The sequence below is a fragment of the Pseudokineococcus marinus genome (assembly GCF_013004605.1).
In the GTDB taxonomy this organism is placed as follows: domain Bacteria; phylum Actinomycetota; class Actinomycetes; order Actinomycetales; family Quadrisphaeraceae; genus Pseudokineococcus; species Pseudokineococcus marinus.
In genome coordinates this window covers 1-18,747 of sequence record NZ_JABEMA010000029.1, presented here as the reverse complement: position 1 = coordinate 18,747, position 18,747 = coordinate 1, and the positions used below count along the sequence as shown (strand labels likewise).

Sequence of the window (18,747 nt, the reverse complement as noted above, 5' to 3'; positions counted from 1 at the left end):
CGTGAGCGACAGCGCCCTCCTCCGCCCCGACGCCGCGGCCGCCGACACGGGCGAGGACCCGCTCGTCGCGCCGCCCCTGGAGGCCGACGCCGCGCCGCCCCACGCCCCCGGTGACGGCGGCCCGCGCCCGCGGCTCCTGCTCGTCGACGGCCACTCGATGGCCTACCGCGCCTTCTTCGCCCTGCCCGTGGAGAACTTCTCGACGACGACGGGCCAGGTCACCAACGCCGTCTACGGCTTCACGTCGATGCTCATCAACGTCCTGCGCGACGAGGCGCCCACGCACGTCGCCGTGGCCTTCGACGTGTCCCGCGACACCTTCCGCGCCCAGGAGTACGCCGAGTACAAGGCGGGCCGCGCCAAGACGCCCACGGAGTTCTCCGGGCAGGTGGGCCTCGTCAAGGAGGTCCTCGCCGCGTTGCGCGTGCCCGTCGTGGAGAAGGAGGGCTTCGAGGCGGACGACGTCATCGCCACCCTCGCGACGCAGGCCCGCGCGCAGGGCTTCGAGGTGCTCGTGTCCACGGGCGACCGCGACGCGCTGCAGCTCGTGGACGAGGCCACCACCGTGCTCTACCCGCGCAAGGGCGTCTCCGACCTCGTGCGGATGACCCCCGACGCCGTCGAGGAGAAGTACGGCGTGCGCCCCCAGCGCTACCCCGACCTGGCGGCGCTCGTCGGCGAGACGAGCGACAACCTCCCGGGCGTGCCCGGCGTCGGGCCGAAGACGGCCGCCAAGTGGCTGGCCGCGCACGACGGCCTCGACGGCGTCGTCGCCCACGTCGACCGGATCACGGGCAAGGCCGGCCAGTCGCTGCGCGACCACCTCGACCAGGTGCTGCGCAACCGCCGGCTCAACCAGCTCGTCGCCGACCTCGACCTGCCCGTCGTCGTCGACGACCTCGTCGTCGCGGCGTGGGACCGCGAGGAGGTCCACCGCGTCTTCGACTCCCTCGAGTTCCGCGTCCTGCGCGACCGCCTCTTCGCCACCCTCACGGCCCCCGAGCCGGAGGCGGAGGAGGGCTTCAGCGTCACCGTCGAGCGGCCGCGCGGGGCGGAGGTCGGCGCGTGGCTGTCCGCCCGCGGGCCGGAGCTCGTGGGCCTGCACGTGCTCGGGCGCTGGGGCGCCGGCTCCGGCCTGGCCACCGCCGTGGCGCTGGCGTCGGCCGACGGCGCGACGGCGTGGCTGCCCCTCGGCGGCGACGGCGAGGACGAGGGAGCGCTCGACGACGAGGGCCGCGCCGCGCTGGCCGCGTGGCTGGCGGACGCCGGGCGCCCCAAGGTGCTCCACGACGCGAAGGGCCCGCTGCAGGCGCTCGCGGGCGCGGGCCTCCCGCTGGCGGGTCTGGTCGACGACACCGCTCTGGCCGCCTACCTGTGCCGGCCCGACCAGCGCTCCTACGACCTGGCCGACCTCTCGGTGCGCCACCTGCACCGCGAGCTGCGCGCCGAGGAGCCGGAGGCGCCCGCCGAGGACCAGCTGTCGCTCGACGTCGACGGGGACGGCCCGCCCGACCCGGCGCCCGCGGCGGCCGTGCGCGCGGCCGCCGTCGTGGAGCTCTCCTCCGTCCTCGCCGCCGAGCTGGCCGAGCGGGGCGGCACCGCCCTGCTCGCCGAGCTCGAGCTGCCCCTCGTCGGCGTGCTGGCCCGCATGGAGGCGCGCGGCGTGGCCGCGGACCGCGGCCACCTCGAGGCGCTCGAGCAGCAGTTCGCCGCGGCGGTCGAGGAGCAGGCGGAGGCGGCGTACGCCGTCATCGACCGCCGCGTGAACCTCGGCTCGCCGAAGCAGCTGCAGGAGGTCCTCTTCGACCAGCTCGGGATGCCGAAGACCAAGCGCATCAAGACCGGGTACACGACGGACGCGGAGGCGCTGGCCGACCTGCTCGTCAAGACCGACGGGCAGCCCGGCAGCGGCTTCCTCGTGCACCTGCTCGCCCACCGCGACGTCAGCCGGCTGCGGCAGACGGTCGAGGGCCTGCTCAAGACGGTGGCGCCCGACGGGCGCATCCACACCACGTACCAGCAGACCATCGCGGCCACGGGACGGCTGTCGTCGACCGACCCGAACCTCCAGAACATCCCCATCCGCACCGAGGAGGGCCGCCGGATCCGGCAGGCCTTCGTCGTCGGCGAGGGCTACGAGAGCCTGCTGACGGCCGACTACAGCCAGATCGAGATGCGGATCATGGCGCACCTGTCCGGCGACGAGGGGCTCGTGGAGGCCTTCCGGTCGGGGGAGGACCTGCACTCCTTCGTCGGCAGCCGCGTCTTCGAGGTCGAGCCGGCGGAGGTCACGCCGGCCATGCGCAGCAAGATCAAGGCGATGTCCTACGGCCTGGCCTACGGCCTGTCGGCCTTCGGGCTCTCCCGCCAGCTGCGGATCGGCGTCGACGAGGCCCGCGGGCTCATGGACGACTACTTCGAGCGCTTCGGCGGCGTGCGCGACTACCTGCGCGGCGTCGTCGACGCCGCGCGGACCACGGGGTACACGGAGACCATCCTCGGTCGCCGCCGCTACCTGCCCGACCTCACGAGCGACAACCGGCAGCGGCGCGAGATGGCCGAGCGCATGGCGCTCAACGCGCCGATCCAGGGGTCGGCGGCCGACGTCATCAAGGTCGCCATGCTCGGCGTCGAGCAGGCGCTCGCCGAGCAGGGCCTGCGCTCGCGGATGCTGCTGCAGGTCCACGACGAGCTCGTGCTCGAGGTGGCGCCGGGGGAGCGCGAGGCCCTCGAGGCGCTCGTGCGCGCACAGATGGGCGGCGCCGCGGAGCTCAGCGTCCCGCTCGACGTGTCCGTCGGCGTCGGGACGTCGTGGCACGAGGCGGGCCACTGAGGCACCGGCCCCGGCGCGGCGGCCCGGCGGCGAGGTCCGGCGACCGGCGGGGTCAGCCCGGCAGGTCGCAGACGAAGACGGCCGTGCCCGGCAGGACCCGCCCGCGCAGCGCGCTCCAGCCGCCCCAGACCACGTCGCGGCCGGCGGGCCAGCGCGGCTCGACGAGGTCGACGAGGCGGAAGCCCGCGCCGACGACCTCGCGGACGCGCTGTCCGAGCGTGCGGTGGTGCTCGGCGTACAGGACCTCGCCGTCCTCGCCCGTCTCGGCGTACGGCGTGGTGTCGAAGTACGAGCTCGTGACGACCAGCCCGGCCTCGCCCGGGTCGTCGGGGAACGCCCAGCGCACCGGGTGGGTCAGGCTGAAGACCCACCGGCCGCCGGGACGCAGCACGCGGGCCACCTCGGCGTGCACGCGCTCGGGCTCGGCCGTGAAGGGCAGCGCGCCGTAGGCGGACACCGCCAGGTCCACCGACGCGTCGGCCAGCGGGAGGCGCGCGGCGTCGGCCTGCACGAGCGCGACCGCGGGGTCGGCGCGACGCCCCTGCGCCAGCATCCCGGCCGAGAGGTCGAGGCCGACGACCTCGGCGCCCTCGTCGGCCAGCCACCGGCTGCCCTGCGCCGCCCCGCAGCCGACCTCCAGCACCCGTCGGCCGCGGACGTCGCCGAGCAGGCGCGCGTCCGCCTCGCGCAGCCCCTCGGGGCCCCACACGAGCTCGCGGTCGCCCAGGTGCTCGCCGTGCTCGGCGAGGTAGCCGGGCGCCGCCTCGTCCCACCAGCCGCGGTTGGCGCGCACGGACGCCGCCGCACCGACGTCGCGGTAGCCGGCCGCGGCGAGCGCGCTGCGCACCGCCGGTCCGGCCGCGGGGGAGGGGGCGTCCACCTCGGGGTCCATCCCGCGATGCTCGCGCACCGCGGGCGGCACGGGGACCACCGCGGCACCGCCGCCGACCGCCCCGGGACGGCGGCCAGGGCCGTCGCCGTCCCCCTTTGACCCCCCGGAGAACGCCCGCGTACTCTTGACGGGCGCGCGTCCAGCGCGCGGCACACGTCCTCCTCGCAGCGGATCGGCCCGACCGGCCCGCGGCGCCGATGTCGCGGTCCGCGCCGGTCGAGCGCAGGACCTGACCACGAGGTGGTGCCGCGCAGCGCGGGGCCGCCCCTCATCCCCCGCCCGCATCGGAGCCCGACGACTTCATGACCACCACCACCGAGCGCACGACCACGCCGCCGCAGGTCGCGATCAACGACATCGGCACGGCCGAGGACTTCCTCGCCGCGATCGACGCGACCATCAAGTACTTCAACGACGGCGACATCGTCAGCGGCACGATCGTCAAGGTCGACCGTGACGAGGTGCTCCTCGACATCGGCTACAAGACCGAGGGCGTCATCCCCTCGCGCGAGCTGTCGATCAAGCACGACGTCGACCCCAACGAGGTCGTCGGCGTCGGCGACGAGGTCGAGGCCCTGGTCCTCCAGAAGGAGGACAAGGAGGGCCGGCTCATCCTGTCCAAGAAGCGCGCCCAGTACGAGCGCGCCTGGGGCACGATCGAGCGCATCAAGGACGAGGAGGGTGTCGTCACCGGCACCGTCATCGAGGTCGTCAAGGGCGGCCTCATCCTCGACATCGGGCTGCGAGGCTTCCTGCCCGCCTCCCTCGTCGAGATGCGCCGCGTCCGCGACCTGCAGCCCTACGTGGGCCAGGAGCTCGAGGCGAAGATCATCGAGCTCGACAAGAACCGCAACAACGTCGTCCTCTCGCGCCGCGCGTGGCTCGAGGAGACGCAGTCGGCGGTCCGCCACAACTTCCTGCAGACCCTGCAGAAGGGCCAGGTCCGCTCCGGCGTCGTGTCGTCGATCGTCAACTTCGGCGCCTTCGTCGACCTGGGCGGCGTGGACGGGCTCGTGCACGTCTCCGAGCTGTCCTGGAAGCACATCGACCACCCCTCCGAGGTCGTCGAGGTCGGTCAGCAGGTCACCGTCGAGGTCCTCGACGTCGACATGGACCGCGAGCGGGTCTCCCTGTCGCTGAAGGCGACGCAGGAGGACCCGTGGCAGCAGTTCGCCCGCACGCACGCCATCGGGCAGGTCGTGCCGGGCCGCGTCACCAAGCTCGTCCCCTTCGGCGCCTTCGTGCGCGTGGAGGAGGGCATCGAGGGCCTGGTCCACATCTCCGAGCTGGCCGTGCGCCACGTCGAGGTGCCGGAGCAGATCGTCGGCGTCGGCGACGAGATCTTCGTCAAGGTCATCGACATCGACCTCGAGCGTCGGCGCATCTCGCTGTCCCTCAAGCAGGCGAACGAGGGCGTCGACCCGAGCAGCGACGACTTCGACCCGTCGCTCTACGGCATGGCGCAGGAGTACGACGAGGCGGGGAACTACAAGTACCCCGAGGGCTTCGACCCCGAGACGAACGAGTGGCTCGAGGGCTTCGAGACCCAGCGCGAGGAGTGGGAGCGGCAGTACGCCGAGGCCCAGGCGCGCTGGGAGGCCCACAAGGCGCAGGTCTCGGCGGCCAGCCAGGCCGAGGCAGAGGCCGTCACCGCGGGCGACGCCCCGGCGACGTCCTACTCCTCGGGCGGCCCGTCGTCCTCCGACCGCGGCGACCGCGCGGACCGCGACGAGCGCGGCTCCTCCTCCCCGGCGCCCTCCTCGGGCGGCGGCGAGGGCACGCTGGCCTCCGACGAGGCCCTCGCGGCCCTGCGCGAGAAGCTCACCGGCGCCGGCAGCTGACGCTCCGGCACCACCGCACCACCGCACCACCGCACCACCGCACGGCCCGAGGGGGCCCGGCGCTCCGGCGCCGGGCCCCCTCGGCGCGTCCGGGCCGCTCCCACGAGCGACCGGCCCATCCGCTCCGGGCGGCGCCTAGGGTCGGCGGCGTGCTGAGGGTGGGTCTGACGGGCGGGACCGGGGCGGGCAAGAGCACGGCGGCGCGCCGCCTGGCCGCGCTGGGGGCCGTGGTCGTCGACGCGGACGCGCTGGCCCGCGAGGTCGTCGCCCCGGGCAGCCCGGGCCTCGCCGCCGTCGCCCGCGAGTTCGGCGAGGGCGTCCTCGGCCCCGACGGCGCCCTCGACCGGCCCGCGCTCGGCGCCGTGGTCTTCGCGGACGCCGGCCGCCGCCGGGCGCTCGAGGCCATCACCCACCCGCTCGTGCGGGCACGCCGCGACGAGCTCGTGGCGGCCGCCCCGGCGGACGCCGTCGTCGTCGACGACATCCCCCTCCTCGTCGAGACCGGCCGCGGCGCGGAGTGGCCCCTCGTCGTCGTCGTCCACGCCCCGCTCGAGGTGCGGGTGCGCCGGCTCGTCGAGGGCCGCGGCCTGGCCGAGGACGACGCCCGCCGCCGGGCCGCCTCGCAGGCCTCCGACGAGGAGCGCCGCGCGGCCGCCGACGTCGTGCTCGACAACTCGCGGGCGGCGGCCGACCTCGAGCGGGGCGTCGACGCCCTGTGGCGCGAGCGGCTCGTGCCCTTCGAGGCGCACCTGCGGGCGGGGGAGCGGGCGCCGCGGCCTGACCACGCGGTCCTCGTGCCCTACGACCCGACCTGGCCGGCGCAGGCGGAGCGGCTGCTGGCGCGCGTGCGGCGGGCGGCGGGGGACCGGGCGCTCTCGGTCGAGCACGTCGGGTCGACGGCGGTGCCGGGACTGGCGGCGAAGGACGTCCTCGACGTGCAGGTGGTCACCCGCGACCTGGCCACCGCGGGCGCCGTCGCGGACGACCTGCGGGCCGCGGGTCTCGTGCGCCCGCCGGGGGAGTGGTGGGACGAGCGGCCCGACGGGAGCCGGCTGCCGAAGGCCTTCGCGGCGGAGGCCGACGCCGGGCGCCCCGTGAACTGCCACGTGCGCCCGGCGGGCGGCCAGACGGGGGACGTCCTCGCCCTGCGGGACCTCCTGCGCCGGGACGCCGGCGAGCGGGAGGCGTACGCGGCGCTCAAGGCGCGGCTGGCCGCGGAGCCCCACGGCTCCGTCGACGAGTACGCGAGCCGCAAGGGGCCCTGGATCGCCGCCGCGCTCGAGCGGTCCCGCGCGGGCCGGTAGCAGGCGCCGGGTCGGCGAGCGCCGGGCCGGCGTCGGGGCCCTCCTCCCGGGGCCGCTGTCGGTGGGCGGGCCTACCGTTGACCCCATGAGACCGGTGACCGACCTGCAGCGGCGCGTCGCCCCCTTCGAGGTGGTGTCGGAGTACTCGCCGAGCGGCGACCAGCCGACGGCCATCGCCGAGCTCGCGCGGCGCGTCGAGGCGGGGGAGAAGGACGTCGTCCTCCTCGGCGCCACGGGCACCGGCAAGTCCGCGACCACGGCGTGGATGATCGAGAAGCTCCAGCGGCCGACCCTCGTCATGGCGCCCAACAAGACCCTCGCGGCGCAGCTGGCCAACGAGTTCCGCGAGCTGCTGCCGAACAACGCCGTCGAGTACTTCGTGTCGTACTACGACTACTACCAGCCCGAGGCGTACGTCCCGCAGACGGACACCTACATCGAGAAGGACTCGTCGATCAACGACGAGGTCGAGCGGCTGCGGCACTCGGCCACCAACTCGCTCCTCACCCGCCGCGACGTCGTCGTCGTGGCCTCCGTGTCCTGCATCTACGGCCTGGGGACGCCCCAGGAGTACGTCGACCGGATGGCGCGCCTGCACGTCGGCCAGCAGGTCGACCGCGACGAGCTGCTCCGCCGCTTCGTCGGGATGCAGTACACCCGCAACGACCTCGCCTTCACCCGGGGCACCTTCCGCGCCAAGGGCGACACGGTCGAGATCATCCCCGTGTACGAGGAGCTCGCGCTCCGCATCGAGTTCTTCGGCGACGAGATCGAGTCGCTCTACACGCTCAACCCGCTCACCGGCGAGGTCGTCGCCGAGGAGCAGGAGATGTACGTCTTCCCCGCCACCCACTACGTCGCCGGGCCCGAGCGCATGGAGCGCGCCATCGCCTCGATCGAGGCGGAGCTGGCGGGGCGCCTCGCCGAGATGGAGCAGCAGGGCAAGCTCCTCGAGGCGCAGCGGCTGCGGATGAGGACCACCTACGACATCGAGATGATGCGCCAGGTCGGCTCCTGCTCCGGCATCGAGAACTACTCCCGGCACGTCGACGGCCGCGAGCGCGGCACGGCCCCCAACACGCTGCTCGACTACTTCCCCGAGGACTTCCTCCTCGTGCTCGACGAGAGCCACGTGACGGTGCCGCAGATCGGGGCCATGTACGAGGGCGACATGTCCCGCAAGCGCACGCTCGTCGACCACGGCTTCCGCCTGCCCAGCGCCATGGACAACCGACCGCTCAAGTGGGAGGAGTTCCTCGAGCGCATCGGCCAGACGGTGTACCTGTCGGCGACGCCGGGCGCCTACGAGCTGGGTCGGGGCGACGGCTACGTCGAGCAGATCATCCGGCCCACCGGGCTCGTCGACCCCGAGGTCGTCGTCAAGCCCACGAAGGGCCAGATCGACGACCTGCTGGAGGAGATCCGCCGCCGCACCGAGAAGGACGAGCGCGTCCTCGTCACCACGCTGACGAAGAAGATGGCCGAGGACCTCACCGACTACCTGCTGGAGCACGGCGTCCAGGTGCGCTACCTGCACTCCGAGGTCGACACGCTCCGCCGGGTGGAGCTCCTGCGCGAGCTGCGCCAGGGCGAGTTCGACGTCCTCGTCGGCATCAACCTGCTGCGCGAGGGCCTCGACCTCCCGGAGGTCTCCCTCGTCAGCATCCTGGACGCCGACAAGGAGGGGTTCCTGCGCAGCGGCACCTCGCTCATCCAGACCATCGGACGCGCGGCCCGCAACGTCTCCGGGCAGGTGCACATGTACGCCGACACGGTGACGCCGTCGATGGCGCTGGCCATCGACGAGACCAACCGCCGCCGCGAGGTGCAGCTCGCCTACAACCGCGAGCACGGCATCACGCCGACCGCCCTGCGCAAGAAGATCCGCGACATCACCGACATGCTCGCCCGCGAGGACGCCGACACGGCGGCCCTCCTCGGCGGTGCCGGCCGCCAGCAGTCGCGCGGCAAGACGCCGGTGCCCGGCATGGCGTCGCGCGGGGGCGACGACGACGGCCGGCGCGAGCGGCTGGCGGCCATGCCGGCGGCGGAGCTGTCCGACCTCATCCAGCAGCTCACCGACCAGATGCACGCCGCCGCCACGGAGCTGCAGTTCGAGCTGGCCGGCCGGCTGCGCGACGAGATCGGCGACCTCAAGAAGGAGCTGCGGGGGATGCAGGCCGCCACCGCCTGACTGCCCCTCCCTGCCGGGAGGGCGGGCGCGCGGCGCTCTGGGGACCCGCCCGGCGCGTCGCGGTGGACCGGCTTGGCGCCCCCGCGGCCGCGGCCCCATACTCGCGGGGTCGAGGAGGGGAGTATCCCTGCGCGACGGTCTCGTCATCACGACGCCTCCCCGGCCCGCCGGCGGCGCTCCGGGGCCGTCGGTCCGCGCCGCGAGGCGGCCGGGCGGGAGAGACCTCCGGTCGAGCAGCTCTGCCAACCGGAGGAACCATGGACGTGCCCTTCTACGTGTGGGCGATCACCGTCGCCGGCATCGTCGCGATGATCGCGTACGACTTCGTCGTGCACGTGCGGACGCCGCACAGCCCCAGCATCAAGGAGGCCGCCGTCTGGTCGGCGGCCTACATCGGCATCGCCGTCCTCTTCGGCCTCGGCGTCCTGGTCGTCTCGGGGAGCACCTTCGGCGGGGAGTACTTCGCCGGCTACATCACCGAGAAGAGCCTGTCGGTCGACAACCTCTTCGTCTTCGTGCTCATCATGAGCAGCTTCGCGGTGCCCCGGGAGTACCAGCAGAAGGTGCTCCTCATCGGCATCGCCCTGGCGCTCGTCTTCCGCACGATCTTCATCGCCGCGGGGACGGCGGTCATCGAGAACTTCGCCTGGGTCTTCTACATCTTCGGCGCCTTCCTCATCTACACGGCGTGGGTGCAGGCCAAGGCGGGCCGCACGGACTCCCACGCGGACGACGAGTTCGAGGAGAACGCCGTCCTGCGCCTGGCCCGACGGGTGCTGCCGACGACGGACGAGTACCACGGCGACAAGTTCACGACGAAGGTCGACGGCAAGCGCCTCGTCACGCCGCTGCTCATCGTCATGATCGCCATCGGCAGCGCCGACCTGCTCTTCGCCGTGGACTCGATCCCCGCGATCTTCGGGCTGACCCAGGAGCCGTACCTCGTCTTCACGGCCAACGCCTTCTCGCTCCTCGGGCTGCGCCAGCTCTACTTCCTCATCGACGGGCTGCTCGACCGCCTCGTCTACCTGCACTACGGCCTCGCCGCGATCCTCGGCTTCATCGGCGTGAAGCTGCTGCTCCACGCCCTCCACGAGAACGAGCTGCCCTTCATCAACGGCGGCGAGCACGTGCCCGTGTGGGAGGTCCCCACGTGGCTGTCGCTGCTCTTCATCGTCGTCGCCCTCGGCATCACGACGGTCCTCTCGCTGCGGGAGAACAAGCGCACGGCGGCCCGGGCCGACGCCGACGAGGCCGGGGCGAACCGACCGACGGAGGCGCCGTCGGCCACCCGGCGGCCGGTGGGCGAGGGCCAGCGCGAGGGCGGTGCGCTCGACGAGGTCCCGGACGACACCCCGGCGGGCGCCGGCGGGCGTGACGGCCGCGAGGGTCGCGACGCATGAGCGTCCCCGCCTGGGTGTGGGGCGCGACGATCGCCGCGGCGGTCCTCTTCCTCACGGCGGACGTGCTGCTGAGCCGACGCCGCCCGCACGTCCCGAGCACGCGGGAGAGCGCCCTGCACCTGGCGGGCTTCGTGGCCGCCGCCGTGGTCTTCGGCCTCGGCGTCTGGTGGTTCGGCGGCGGTCAGGCGGCGGGGGAGTTCTTCGCCGGCTGGCTCACCGAGTACTCGCTGTCCGTCGACAACCTCTTCGTCTTCCTGCTGATCTTCCGGCGCTTCGCCGTGCCGAAGGAGCTCCAGCAGAACGCGCTCCTCATCGGCATCGTGCTGGCGCTCGTGCTGCGGGCCGCCGTCATCGCCGTCGGGGCGGGCCTCATCGCCGCCTTCAGCTGGGTGTTCTTCCTCTTCGGCGCCTTCCTCCTCTTCACCGCCGTGCAGCTGGTGCGCGGCAGCGGCGAGGACGACGACGAGTTCGAGGAGAACCGGCTCGTCCGGCTCGTGCGGCGGGTGCTGCCCGTGACGGAGGACTTCCGCGGCCCGACGCTCGTCGTGCGGGAGGCGGGGCGCCGCGCCATCACGCCGATGCTCCTCGTCCTCGTGGCCCTCGGGACGACGGACCTGCTCTTCGCCCTCGACTCCATCCCGGCGATCTTCGGGCTGACGTCGGACCCCTACATCGTCCTGACGGCCAACATCTTCGCCCTCATGGGGCTGCGCCAGCTCTTCTTCCTCGTCGGCGACCTGCTGAAGAAGCTCGTCTTCCTCGACATCGGGCTGGCCGTGCTCCTGGCGTTCGTCGGCGTCAAGCTCATCCTCGAGGCGCTGCACGAGAACTCGCTGCCCTTCCTCAACGGCGGCGAGCCGGTGGAGTGGGCGCCGGTCGTCCCGATCTGGCTCTCGCTGACGGCCATCGTCGTCATCCTCGGGACGACCGCGGTCGTCTCGCTCGCCGTCAGCCGTCGCCGCGAGCGGGCCGCCGCCCGCGGCTGACGGGTGCGGGCCGCCGCCCCGCACCGAGCGCGGTGTGGCCACGGCGCGCCGAGCCAGTGCCCGGAGCGCCGCCCCGTCGGACGCGGACCCGGCCGTGCGCGGGCGCCTCAGGAGCCCCCGGTCACCGGCTCCCGGTCACCGGCTCCGCTCCATCGGCTCTCCGTCACCAGCCCCGGGCGCGCCAGTCGGCGAGGGAGGGCCGCTCGGCCCCGAGCGTCGTCGGCTCGCCGTGGCCGGGGAGGACCTCGGTGCGGTCGGGCAGGACGGCGAAGATCCGCTGCTCCACGTCGTCGAGCAGGCGGGTGAAGCGCCCGGCGTCCCCGCCCGTGGCCCCGACGCCGCCGGGGAAGAGGCCGTCGCCGGTGAGGGCGAGCACGCGGCCGCCCGGGTCGTGCAGCACCAGGGCGACGGAGCCGGGGGTGTGGCCCCGCAGCCCGACGACGTCGAGCCGCAGCTCGCCCACCGCGACGACGTCGCCGTGGCGCAGGAGGACGTCCGCGGGCACGGGGAGGTCGGCGGCGTCCTCGGCCCCCACGAGCACCTGCGCGCCCGTGGCCGCCACGACGTCCGGGAGCGCGCGGTGGTGGTCCCAGTGGCCGTGCGTCGTCACGACGGCGTCGACGCGCCCGTCCGCGAGGGCGAGCAGCCGGGGGGCGTCGTCGGCGGCGTCGACGAGCAGCCGCCGGCCCGTCGCCGCGCACTCCAGCAGGTAGCAGGCGTTGTCCATCGCCGACACCCGCGCGGAGGACAGCCGGGCGGCGACGAGCCCGTCGGCCACCAGCCCGTCGGACGGGGCCCCGTCCGTCACCGCCGTCCCCCGGGCGTGCAGTCGCCCAGCGCGTCGGCCGCCCGCACCAGTGCGAGGTGGGACAGGGCCTGGGGCACGTTGCCGGCCTGGCGCCCGGCCCCGGTGTCGTACTCCTCCGACAGCAGGCCCAGGTCGCTGCTGCAGGCGAGGCAGCGCTCCATGAGCGCGTGGGCGTCGTCGACGCGCCCGCTGCGCGCGTACTGCTCCACGAGCCAGAAGGAGCAGGCGAGGAAGGGGTGCTCGTCGCCGGCCAGGCCGTCGAGGCCCGGGCCGGTGTCGTAGCGGAGGACGAGGCCGTCGCGCAGGAGGTCCTCCTCGATGGCGGCGACCGTCCCGAGCATGCGCGGGTCGTCGGCGGCGACGAAGCCCACCTGGGGGAGCATGAGGAGCGAGGCGTCGACCTGCGGGGAGCCGTAGACCTGCGTGTACGTGCCGCGGCCGGCGTCCCAGCCGTGCTCCTCGACCTCGGCGCGCACCTGCTCGCGCAGCTCCTCCCACCGCTCCGCCGGCCCCTCCATGCCCCCCTCGCGCACCGCCCGCACGCCCCGGTCGAGCGCGGCCCAGACCATGACGCGCGAGTGGGTGAAGTGCTGGAGCTCGCCCCGCATCTCCCAGATGCCGTGGTCCTTGCGCTGCCAGTGCTCCTCGACGAAGCCGAGGAGCGCGCGCTGGAGCGGCCAGGAGAACTGGTCCTCGGCGACGCCCTCGCGGCGCGCCCGGTCGAGCGCCACGAGCACCTCGCCGAGGACGTCGGCCTGGTACTGGTCGACGGCGCCGTTGCCGGTGCGCACCGGCCGCGACCCCTCGTACCCGGGCAGGTGGTCGTGCTCGCGCTCCGGGAGCTCCCGCTCGCCCGCGATGCCGTACATGATCTGCACGTCCTCCGGCTCCCCGGCGACCGCTCGCAGCAGCCACCGGCGCCACCCCTCGGCCTCCTCGCGGTAGCCGTGCGTGAGGAGCGCCTCGAGGGTCAGGGCGGCGTCGCGCAGCCACACGTAGCGGTAGTCCCAGTTGCGCTCGCCGCCGAAGTCCTCGGGCAGGGACGTGGTGGCCGCCGCGACGATGCCGCCGGTGTCGGCGTGCGTGAGAGCGCGCAGGACGAGCAGGGAGCGGCGCACGGCGAGGGGGTGGTGCTCGCCCGGGTCGGCGCGGTCGGCCCAGTCCTGCCACCACGCCGTCGTCGCCGCCAGGCGGTCGCCGACGTCGAGGCGCCGCGGGACGTCCCGGTAGGAGGGGTACCACGTGAGGCCGACGTCGTGCTGCTCGTCGGCCGCCTGGTCCCACTCGCCGGCGTGGCGGTGGTCGGAGGCCGTCGGCATGGGCCCGCCGCGCAGCAGGAAGGCGTCGGGTCCGGCCACCGCGAGCAGGCCCTCGAGGCCGTCGGGGTCGGTGACCCGCCGCACCCACGGCACCGTCTTGGCGTAGTCGGGCCGGATGACGAGCTCCTGGCGCATCCGTACCACGCCCTCCACGCCCTCCACGCGGCGCACGAGGTCGGCGCGCTGGTCGTTGGTGGGCATGAAGTCGACGACCCGCACGACCCCGGTCGACGTCGTCCACGTCGTCTCGAGGACGAAGGAGTCGCCGACGTAGCGTCGCTCGCACGTCGCGTCGCCGTCCGCGGGCCGCAGCAGCCAGCGCCCGTGCTCGGGACCGCCGAGGACGGCGCTGAAGACCGCGGGGGAGTCGTAGCGGGGCAGGCAGAGCCAGTCGACGCTCCCGTCCCGGCCTACGAGGGCGGCGCTGTGGCAGTCGCTGAGCAGGGCGTAGTCCTCGATGCGCTGGCTGGGCATGTGCGGAGGCTGCCACGAGCCCGGCGCCGCGACCTCCGGGCGCCCGCGTGCTCGCGCGGCGCCGGTCCCGCCAGCCACCCCGGGTGGCTCGGCGCTGCTTGCACCCGTCCGCCGACGACGGGAGGGTGGGCCGCGCCGGGGGCCGCCCGGCCGGGCACCGCCCCGCCGACCGCGTCGACTGGAGCCCCGCCCCGTGACCACCACCCTCGTCGTCCTGGGCGCCGGCGGCGACCTCGCCTCGCGGCTGCTCCTGCCCGGGCTCGCCGACCTCCTCGTCAGCCACCACGGGGAGGGCCTCGACCTGCGCCTCGTCGGCGCCGACCGGGCCGAGCACGACCAGGACTGGTGGACCGAGCGGGTCCGCGGGGCGGCCGAGGCGGCGGACGCCCGCGGCCCGGCGGTCGACCGGCTCGTCGAGGGCACGCGGTACGCCTCGTGCGACGTCAGCGCGGACGACGACCTCGCCGGTCTCGTCGCGGAGGCGGCGCAGGACGGCGACGTCGTCCTCTACTTCGCGCTGCCGCCCGACGTGACCGCCGGGGCGCTGCGGTCGCTCGAGCCCGAGCAGGTGCCCGGGGGGACCCGACTCGTGCTGGAGAAGCCCTTCGGCCACGACGCCGCGTCCGCCGCCGAGCTCAACGGCGTCCTCACGCGGCTCGTCCCGGAGGACCACGTCCACCGCGTCGACCACTTCCTCGGCAAGTCGACGGTGCTCAACATCCTCGGCCTGCGCTTCGCGAACCGGCTCTTCGAGCCGCTGTGGAGCGCCACCCACGTCGAACGGGTCGACGTCGTCTTCGACGAGGACCTCGGGCTCGCCGGGCGCGCGGGGTACTACGACGGCGCGGGCGCCCTCGCCGACATGGTCCAGAGCCACCTCCTGCAGCTGCTGGCCCTCATCGCCATGGACCCGCCGGCGACGATCTCCGAGCGCGACCTGCGCGACCGCAAGGCCGAGGTCCTGCGAGCGACGCGGCTGTGGGACTCGGGCGACCCGGCCTCCTGCACGCGGCGGGCCCGGTGGACCGCGGGCCGCCTCGGCGACGAGGAGGTCGGCGCGTACGCCGACGAGCCGGGCGTCGACCCGGAGCGGGGCACCGAGACGCTCGCCGAGGTCGTCCTCGCCGTCGACACCTGGCGGTGGGCCGGCGTCCCGTTCCGGCTGCGCTCGGGCAAGGCGCTGGGGCGGCGCCGCAAGGAGGCCGTCATCACCTTCAAGCACGTCCCGCACCTGCCGACCGGGCTGCTGGGGACGCCGTCGCCGACGCGCCTGCGGATCGGCTTCGGCCCCGACGACATCACGCTCGAGCTCGACCTCAACGGCCAGGACGACGCCTTCGGGCTCGAGCGCACCGCGCTCGGCACCGAGCTCTCGCCGGGCGAGCTCACGGCCTACGGGCAGGTGCTCCTCGGCGTCCTGCACGGGGACCCGACGCTCTCGGTGCGGGGCGACACCGCGGAGCAGTGCTGGCGCGTCCTCGAGCCGGTCGTCGCCGCGTGGCGCGACGGGCGGGTGCCGCTCGAGACCTACCCGGCCGGGACCGGCGGGCCGCGCGGGCACGGCCTCCTCGAGGACGTCGACGCCCGCGAGTGCGCGGAGGACGCCCAGGTGGCGGCCGAGCGCGGCCCCCGCCGGGCCGCGGGCGAGGGCGGCTCGGAGGGGAGCGGCGGCGAGGGCCGCGACGGGGACGACCCGCCCGTCGCCTGACGGCGAGGGCCCCGGGCTCTCGCACCCGGCGCCCTCCCGGCGCCGGGTGCGCGGCGGGCGATGTCGGGGGCCGCGCCTACCATCGGCGGGTGCAGTCTGAGCTCATCGTCCGCGGCGCCCGCGAGCACAACCTCCGCGACGTCTCGATCGACCTGCCGCGCGACGCCATGGTGGTCTTCACCGGCCTCTCGGGCTCCGGCAAGTCGTCCCTCGCCTTCGACACGATCTTCGCGGAGGGCCAGCGCCGCTACGTCGAGTCGCTGTCGGCCTACGCCCGGCAGTTCCTCGGTCAGATGGACAAGCCCGACGTCGACTTCATCGAGGGCCTGTCGCCGGCCGTCTCGATCGACCAGAAGTCGACGAGCCGCAACCCGCGCTCCACGGTCGGCACCATCACCGAGGTCTACGACTACCTGCGCCTGCTGTGGGCCCGCGCCGGTCAGCCGCACTGCCCGGTCTGCGGCGAGCCCATCGGCCGCCAGACGCCGCAGCAGGTCGTCGACCGCCTCCTCGAGATGCCCGAGGGCACCCGCTTCCAGGTGCTGGCGCCCGTCGTCCGCGGGCGCAAGGGCGAGTTCGTCGAGCTGTTCGCCGAGCTGCAGACCAAGGGCTTCTCCCGCGCGCGGGTGGACGGGGACGTGATCTCCCTCGCCACCCCGCCCCAGCTGGACAAGAAGTTCAAGCACGACATCGAGGTCGTCGTCGACCGCCTCGTCGTCCGCGAGGGCGTCCAGCGGCGCCTCACCGACTCGGTCGAGACGGCGCTCGGGCTGGCCGACGGCGTCCTGCTCGTCGACCTCGTCGACGCGGGGGAGGACGAGCAGCGCGAGCGCCGCTTCTCCGAGAAGCTCGCGTGCCCCAACGAGCACCCCCTCCAGCTCGACGAGGTCGAGCCGCGCACCTTCTCCTTCAACGCCCCCTACGGGGCGTGCCCCGAGTGCACGGGCATCGGCACGCGCCTCGAGGTCGACCCGGACCTCCTCGTGCCGGACGACGAGCTCACGCTCGCCGAGGGCGCCATCGCGCCGTGGGCGAGCGGCTCGGGCTCGGCGGACTACTTCCAGCGGGTCATGCGCGGCCTGGCCGACCAGCTGGGCTTCTCCATGGACGTGCCCTGGCGCGCGCTGCCGAAGCGCGCGACGACGGCGCTGCTGCAGGGCCACGAGCACGAGGTGCACGTGCGCTACCGCAACCGGTTCGGCCGCGAGCGCGCCTACTCCACCGGCTTCGAGGGCGTGGTGCCCTTCATCCGGCGCCGTCACGCGGAGACCGACTCCGACTGGTCCCGGGAGCGCTACGAGGGCTACATGCGCGAGGTGCCGTGCCCGGTGTGCGGGGGCAGCCGCCTGCGCCCGGAGGTCCTCGCCGTCACGCTCGGCGGCCGTTCGATCGCCGAGGTCTGCGCCCTGCCCGTCGACGAGTGCGCGGCCTTCCTCGGCGCGCTCGAGCTCGACGCGCGCCAGCGCCAGATCGCCGCCGCGGTGCTCAAGGAGATCAACGCCCGGCTCGGCTTCCTCCTCGACGTCGGCCTGGACTACCTCTCGCTCGACCGGGCGTCGGGGACGCTGTCGGGCGGCGAGGCCCAGCGCATCCGGCTGGCGACGCAGATCGGGTCGGGCCTCGTCGGCGTCCTCTACGTCCTCGACGAGCCGAGCATCGGCCTGCACCAGCGCGACAACCGGCGCCTCATCGACACGCTCACGCGCCTGCGCGACCTCGGGAACACCCTCATCGTCGTCGAGCACGACGAGGACACGATCCGCGCCAGCGACTGGGTGGTCGACGTCGGCCCCGGTGCCGGGGAGCACGGCGGCCGGGTGGTCCACTCCGGCTCGGTGCAGGGCCTGCTCGACCACGAGAGCTCGCTGACGGGCGGCTACCTGTCGGGCCGCCTCGCCATCCCCGTCCCGGAGAGCCGGCGGCCGCGCGACCGCGCGCGGCAGGTGGTCGTCAAGGGCGCCCGGCAGAACAACCTCAAGGGCGTCGACGTCGCCTTCCCGCTCGGCTGCTTCGTCGCCGTCACCGGGGTGTCGGGCTCGGGGAAGTCGACGCTCGTCAACGACATCCTCTACACGGTCATGGCCAACCAGCTCAACGGCGCCCGCCGGGTGCCGGGCCGCCACCGCACGGTCACGGGGCTCGACCAGCTCGACAAGGTCGTCCACGTCGACCAGAGCCCCATCGGCCGGACGCCGCGGTCCAACCCCGCCACGTACACGGGCGTCTGGGACCACGTGCGCAAGCTCTTCGCGACGACGACGGAGGCGAAGGTGCGCGGCTACCAGCCGGGCCGCTTCTCCTTCAACGTCAAGGGCGGGCGCTGCGAGAACTGCCAGGGCGACGGCACCATCAAGATCGAGATGAACTTCCTGCCCGACGTGTACGTGCCGTGCGAGGTGTGCCAGGGGGCGCGGTACAACCGCGAGACGCTCGAGGTGCACTTCAAGGGGAAGACCGTCTCCGACGTCCTCCAGATGCCCATCGAGGAGGCGGTCGACTTCTTCGCCGCGGTCCCCGCCATCTCCCGGCACCTGCGCACGCTCGTCGACGTCGGCCTCGGCTACGTGCGCCTGGGCCAGAGCGCGCCCACGCTCTCCGGCGGCGAGGCCCAGCGGGTCAAGCTCGCCTCCGAGCTGCAGCGGCGCTCGGCGGGCCGGACGGTCTACGTCCTCGACGAGCCGACGACGGGACTGCACTTCGAGGACATCCGCAAGCTCCTCGGCGTCCTGCAGGGCCTCGTCGACAAGGGCAACACGGTGCTCGTCATCGAGCACAACCTCGACGTCATCAAGAACGCCGACTGGGTCGTCGACATGGGCCCCGAGGGCGGCGGCGGCGGCGGGCGCGTCGTCGCCCAGGGCACGCCGGAGCAGGTGGCCCGCGTGCCCGAGAGCCACACCGGCCGGTTCCTCGCCGAGGCGCTCGGCGTGCCGCGCGAGGAGCCCGGTGCCGCGCTGCCGCCCCCGCGGCGCCTGGAGGAGCCGG

The 18,747-nt window shown here is 74.4% G+C and carries 11 protein-coding genes; 8 read left to right on the top strand and 3 right to left on the bottom strand.

Translation table 11 applies throughout. The annotated features are described in order from the left end of the window. Positions 1–157: 157 nt before the first annotated feature. Positions 158–2,833 carry a DNA polymerase I gene (gene polA, locus HLB09_RS04010; RefSeq protein ID WP_344552800.1) on the top strand — a complete coding sequence of 892 codons (2,676 nt, stop codon included), beginning with the start codon at positions 158–160 and terminating at the stop codon, positions 2,831–2,833. Between the two features lie 52 nt (positions 2,834–2,885). Here the strand turns inward: polA and HLB09_RS04005 are convergent, their stop codons facing one another. Continuing rightward, entirely contained in the window at positions 2,886–3,725 is an 840-nt protein-coding gene (locus HLB09_RS04005) for a class I SAM-dependent methyltransferase (RefSeq protein WP_171202114.1), read from the bottom strand. 302 nt (positions 3,726–4,027) lie between these two features. Here HLB09_RS04005 and rpsA point away from each other — a divergent pair, with 302 nt between their 5' ends. The 5 genes from rpsA (at position 4,028) to HLB09_RS03980 (ending at position 11,453) form a co-directional block, all read left to right on the top strand. After that, positions 4,028–5,566 carry a 30S ribosomal protein S1 gene (rpsA, locus tag HLB09_RS04000; RefSeq protein WP_171202113.1) on the top strand — a complete coding sequence of 513 codons (1,539 nt, stop codon included), beginning with the start codon at positions 4,028–4,030 and terminating at the stop codon, positions 5,564–5,566. Between the two features lie 149 nt (positions 5,567–5,715). Continuing rightward, positions 5,716–6,870 carry a dephospho-CoA kinase gene (gene coaE, locus HLB09_RS03995; protein ID WP_171202112.1) on the top strand — a complete coding sequence of 385 codons (1,155 nt, stop codon included), beginning with the start codon at positions 5,716–5,718 and terminating at the stop codon, positions 6,868–6,870. A gap of 85 nt (positions 6,871–6,955) precedes the next feature. Beyond that, positions 6,956–9,064: an excinuclease ABC subunit UvrB gene (uvrB, locus tag HLB09_RS03990; RefSeq protein ID WP_281359214.1), complete on the top strand. Its 2,109-nt coding sequence runs from the start codon at positions 6,956–6,958 to the stop codon at positions 9,062–9,064. A 257-nt stretch (positions 9,065–9,321) separates the two neighbouring features. Then, complete coding sequence (locus HLB09_RS03985) at positions 9,322–10,467, top strand: TerC family protein (protein WP_171202111.1); 1,146 nt, start codon at positions 9,322–9,324, stop codon at positions 10,465–10,467. Beyond that, positions 10,464–11,453: a TerC/Alx family metal homeostasis membrane protein gene (locus HLB09_RS03980; protein ID WP_171202110.1), complete on the top strand. Its 990-nt coding sequence runs from the start codon at positions 10,464–10,466 to the stop codon at positions 11,451–11,453. The genes HLB09_RS03985 and HLB09_RS03980 overlap by 4 nt, the downstream gene beginning before the upstream one ends. Positions 11,454–11,616: 163 nt before the next feature. On the opposite strand, the gene HLB09_RS03975 is transcribed toward HLB09_RS03980, so the two are convergent. Then, a complete protein-coding gene (locus HLB09_RS03975) occupies positions 11,617–12,261 on the bottom strand; it encodes an MBL fold metallo-hydrolase (protein WP_322790018.1) in 645 nt (214 codons plus the stop codon). After that, the gene (locus HLB09_RS03970; RefSeq protein ID WP_171202109.1) at positions 12,258–14,054 is read right to left on the bottom strand and encodes a glycoside hydrolase family 15 protein; all 1,797 of its coding nucleotides are present in this window, start codon (positions 14,052–14,054) and stop codon (positions 12,258–12,260) included. Before HLB09_RS03970 ends, HLB09_RS03975 begins: the two co-directional genes overlap by 4 nt. Positions 14,055–14,247: 193 nt before the next feature. Here HLB09_RS03970 and HLB09_RS03965 point away from each other — a divergent pair, with 193 nt between their 5' ends. Beyond that, positions 14,248–15,762, top strand: a complete 1,515-nt coding sequence (locus tag HLB09_RS03965; protein ID WP_212770515.1) for a glucose-6-phosphate dehydrogenase — start codon at positions 14,248–14,250, stop codon at positions 15,760–15,762. A gap of 89 nt (positions 15,763–15,851) precedes the next feature. Next, positions 15,852–18,747, top strand: a 2,896-nt coding sequence (uvrA, locus tag HLB09_RS03960) for an excinuclease ABC subunit UvrA (protein ID WP_171202107.1), incomplete at its 3' end; no start/stop codon positions are given.

Bases quoted from the DNA above. Each gene is read 5' to 3' on its own strand.
- polA (WP_344552800.1), top strand. From the start codon at position 158: ATGGCCTACCGCGCCTTCTTCGCCCTGCCCGTGGAGAACTTCTCGACG.
- HLB09_RS04005 (WP_171202114.1), bottom strand. From the start codon at position 3,725: ATGGACCCCGAGGTGGACGCCCCCTCCCCCGCGGCCGGACCGGCGGTG.
- rpsA (WP_171202113.1), top strand. From the start codon at position 4,028: ATGACCACCACCACCGAGCGCACGACCACGCCGCCGCAGGTCGCGATC.
- uvrB (WP_281359214.1), top strand. From the start codon at position 6,956: ATGAGACCGGTGACCGACCTGCAGCGGCGCGTCGCCCCCTTCGAGGTG.
- HLB09_RS03985 (WP_171202111.1), top strand. From the start codon at position 9,322: ATGGACGTGCCCTTCTACGTGTGGGCGATCACCGTCGCCGGCATCGTC.
- HLB09_RS03980 (WP_171202110.1), top strand. From the start codon at position 10,464: ATGAGCGTCCCCGCCTGGGTGTGGGGCGCGACGATCGCCGCGGCGGTC.
- HLB09_RS03970 (WP_171202109.1), bottom strand. From the start codon at position 14,054: ATGCCCAGCCAGCGCATCGAGGACTACGCCCTGCTCAGCGACTGCCAC.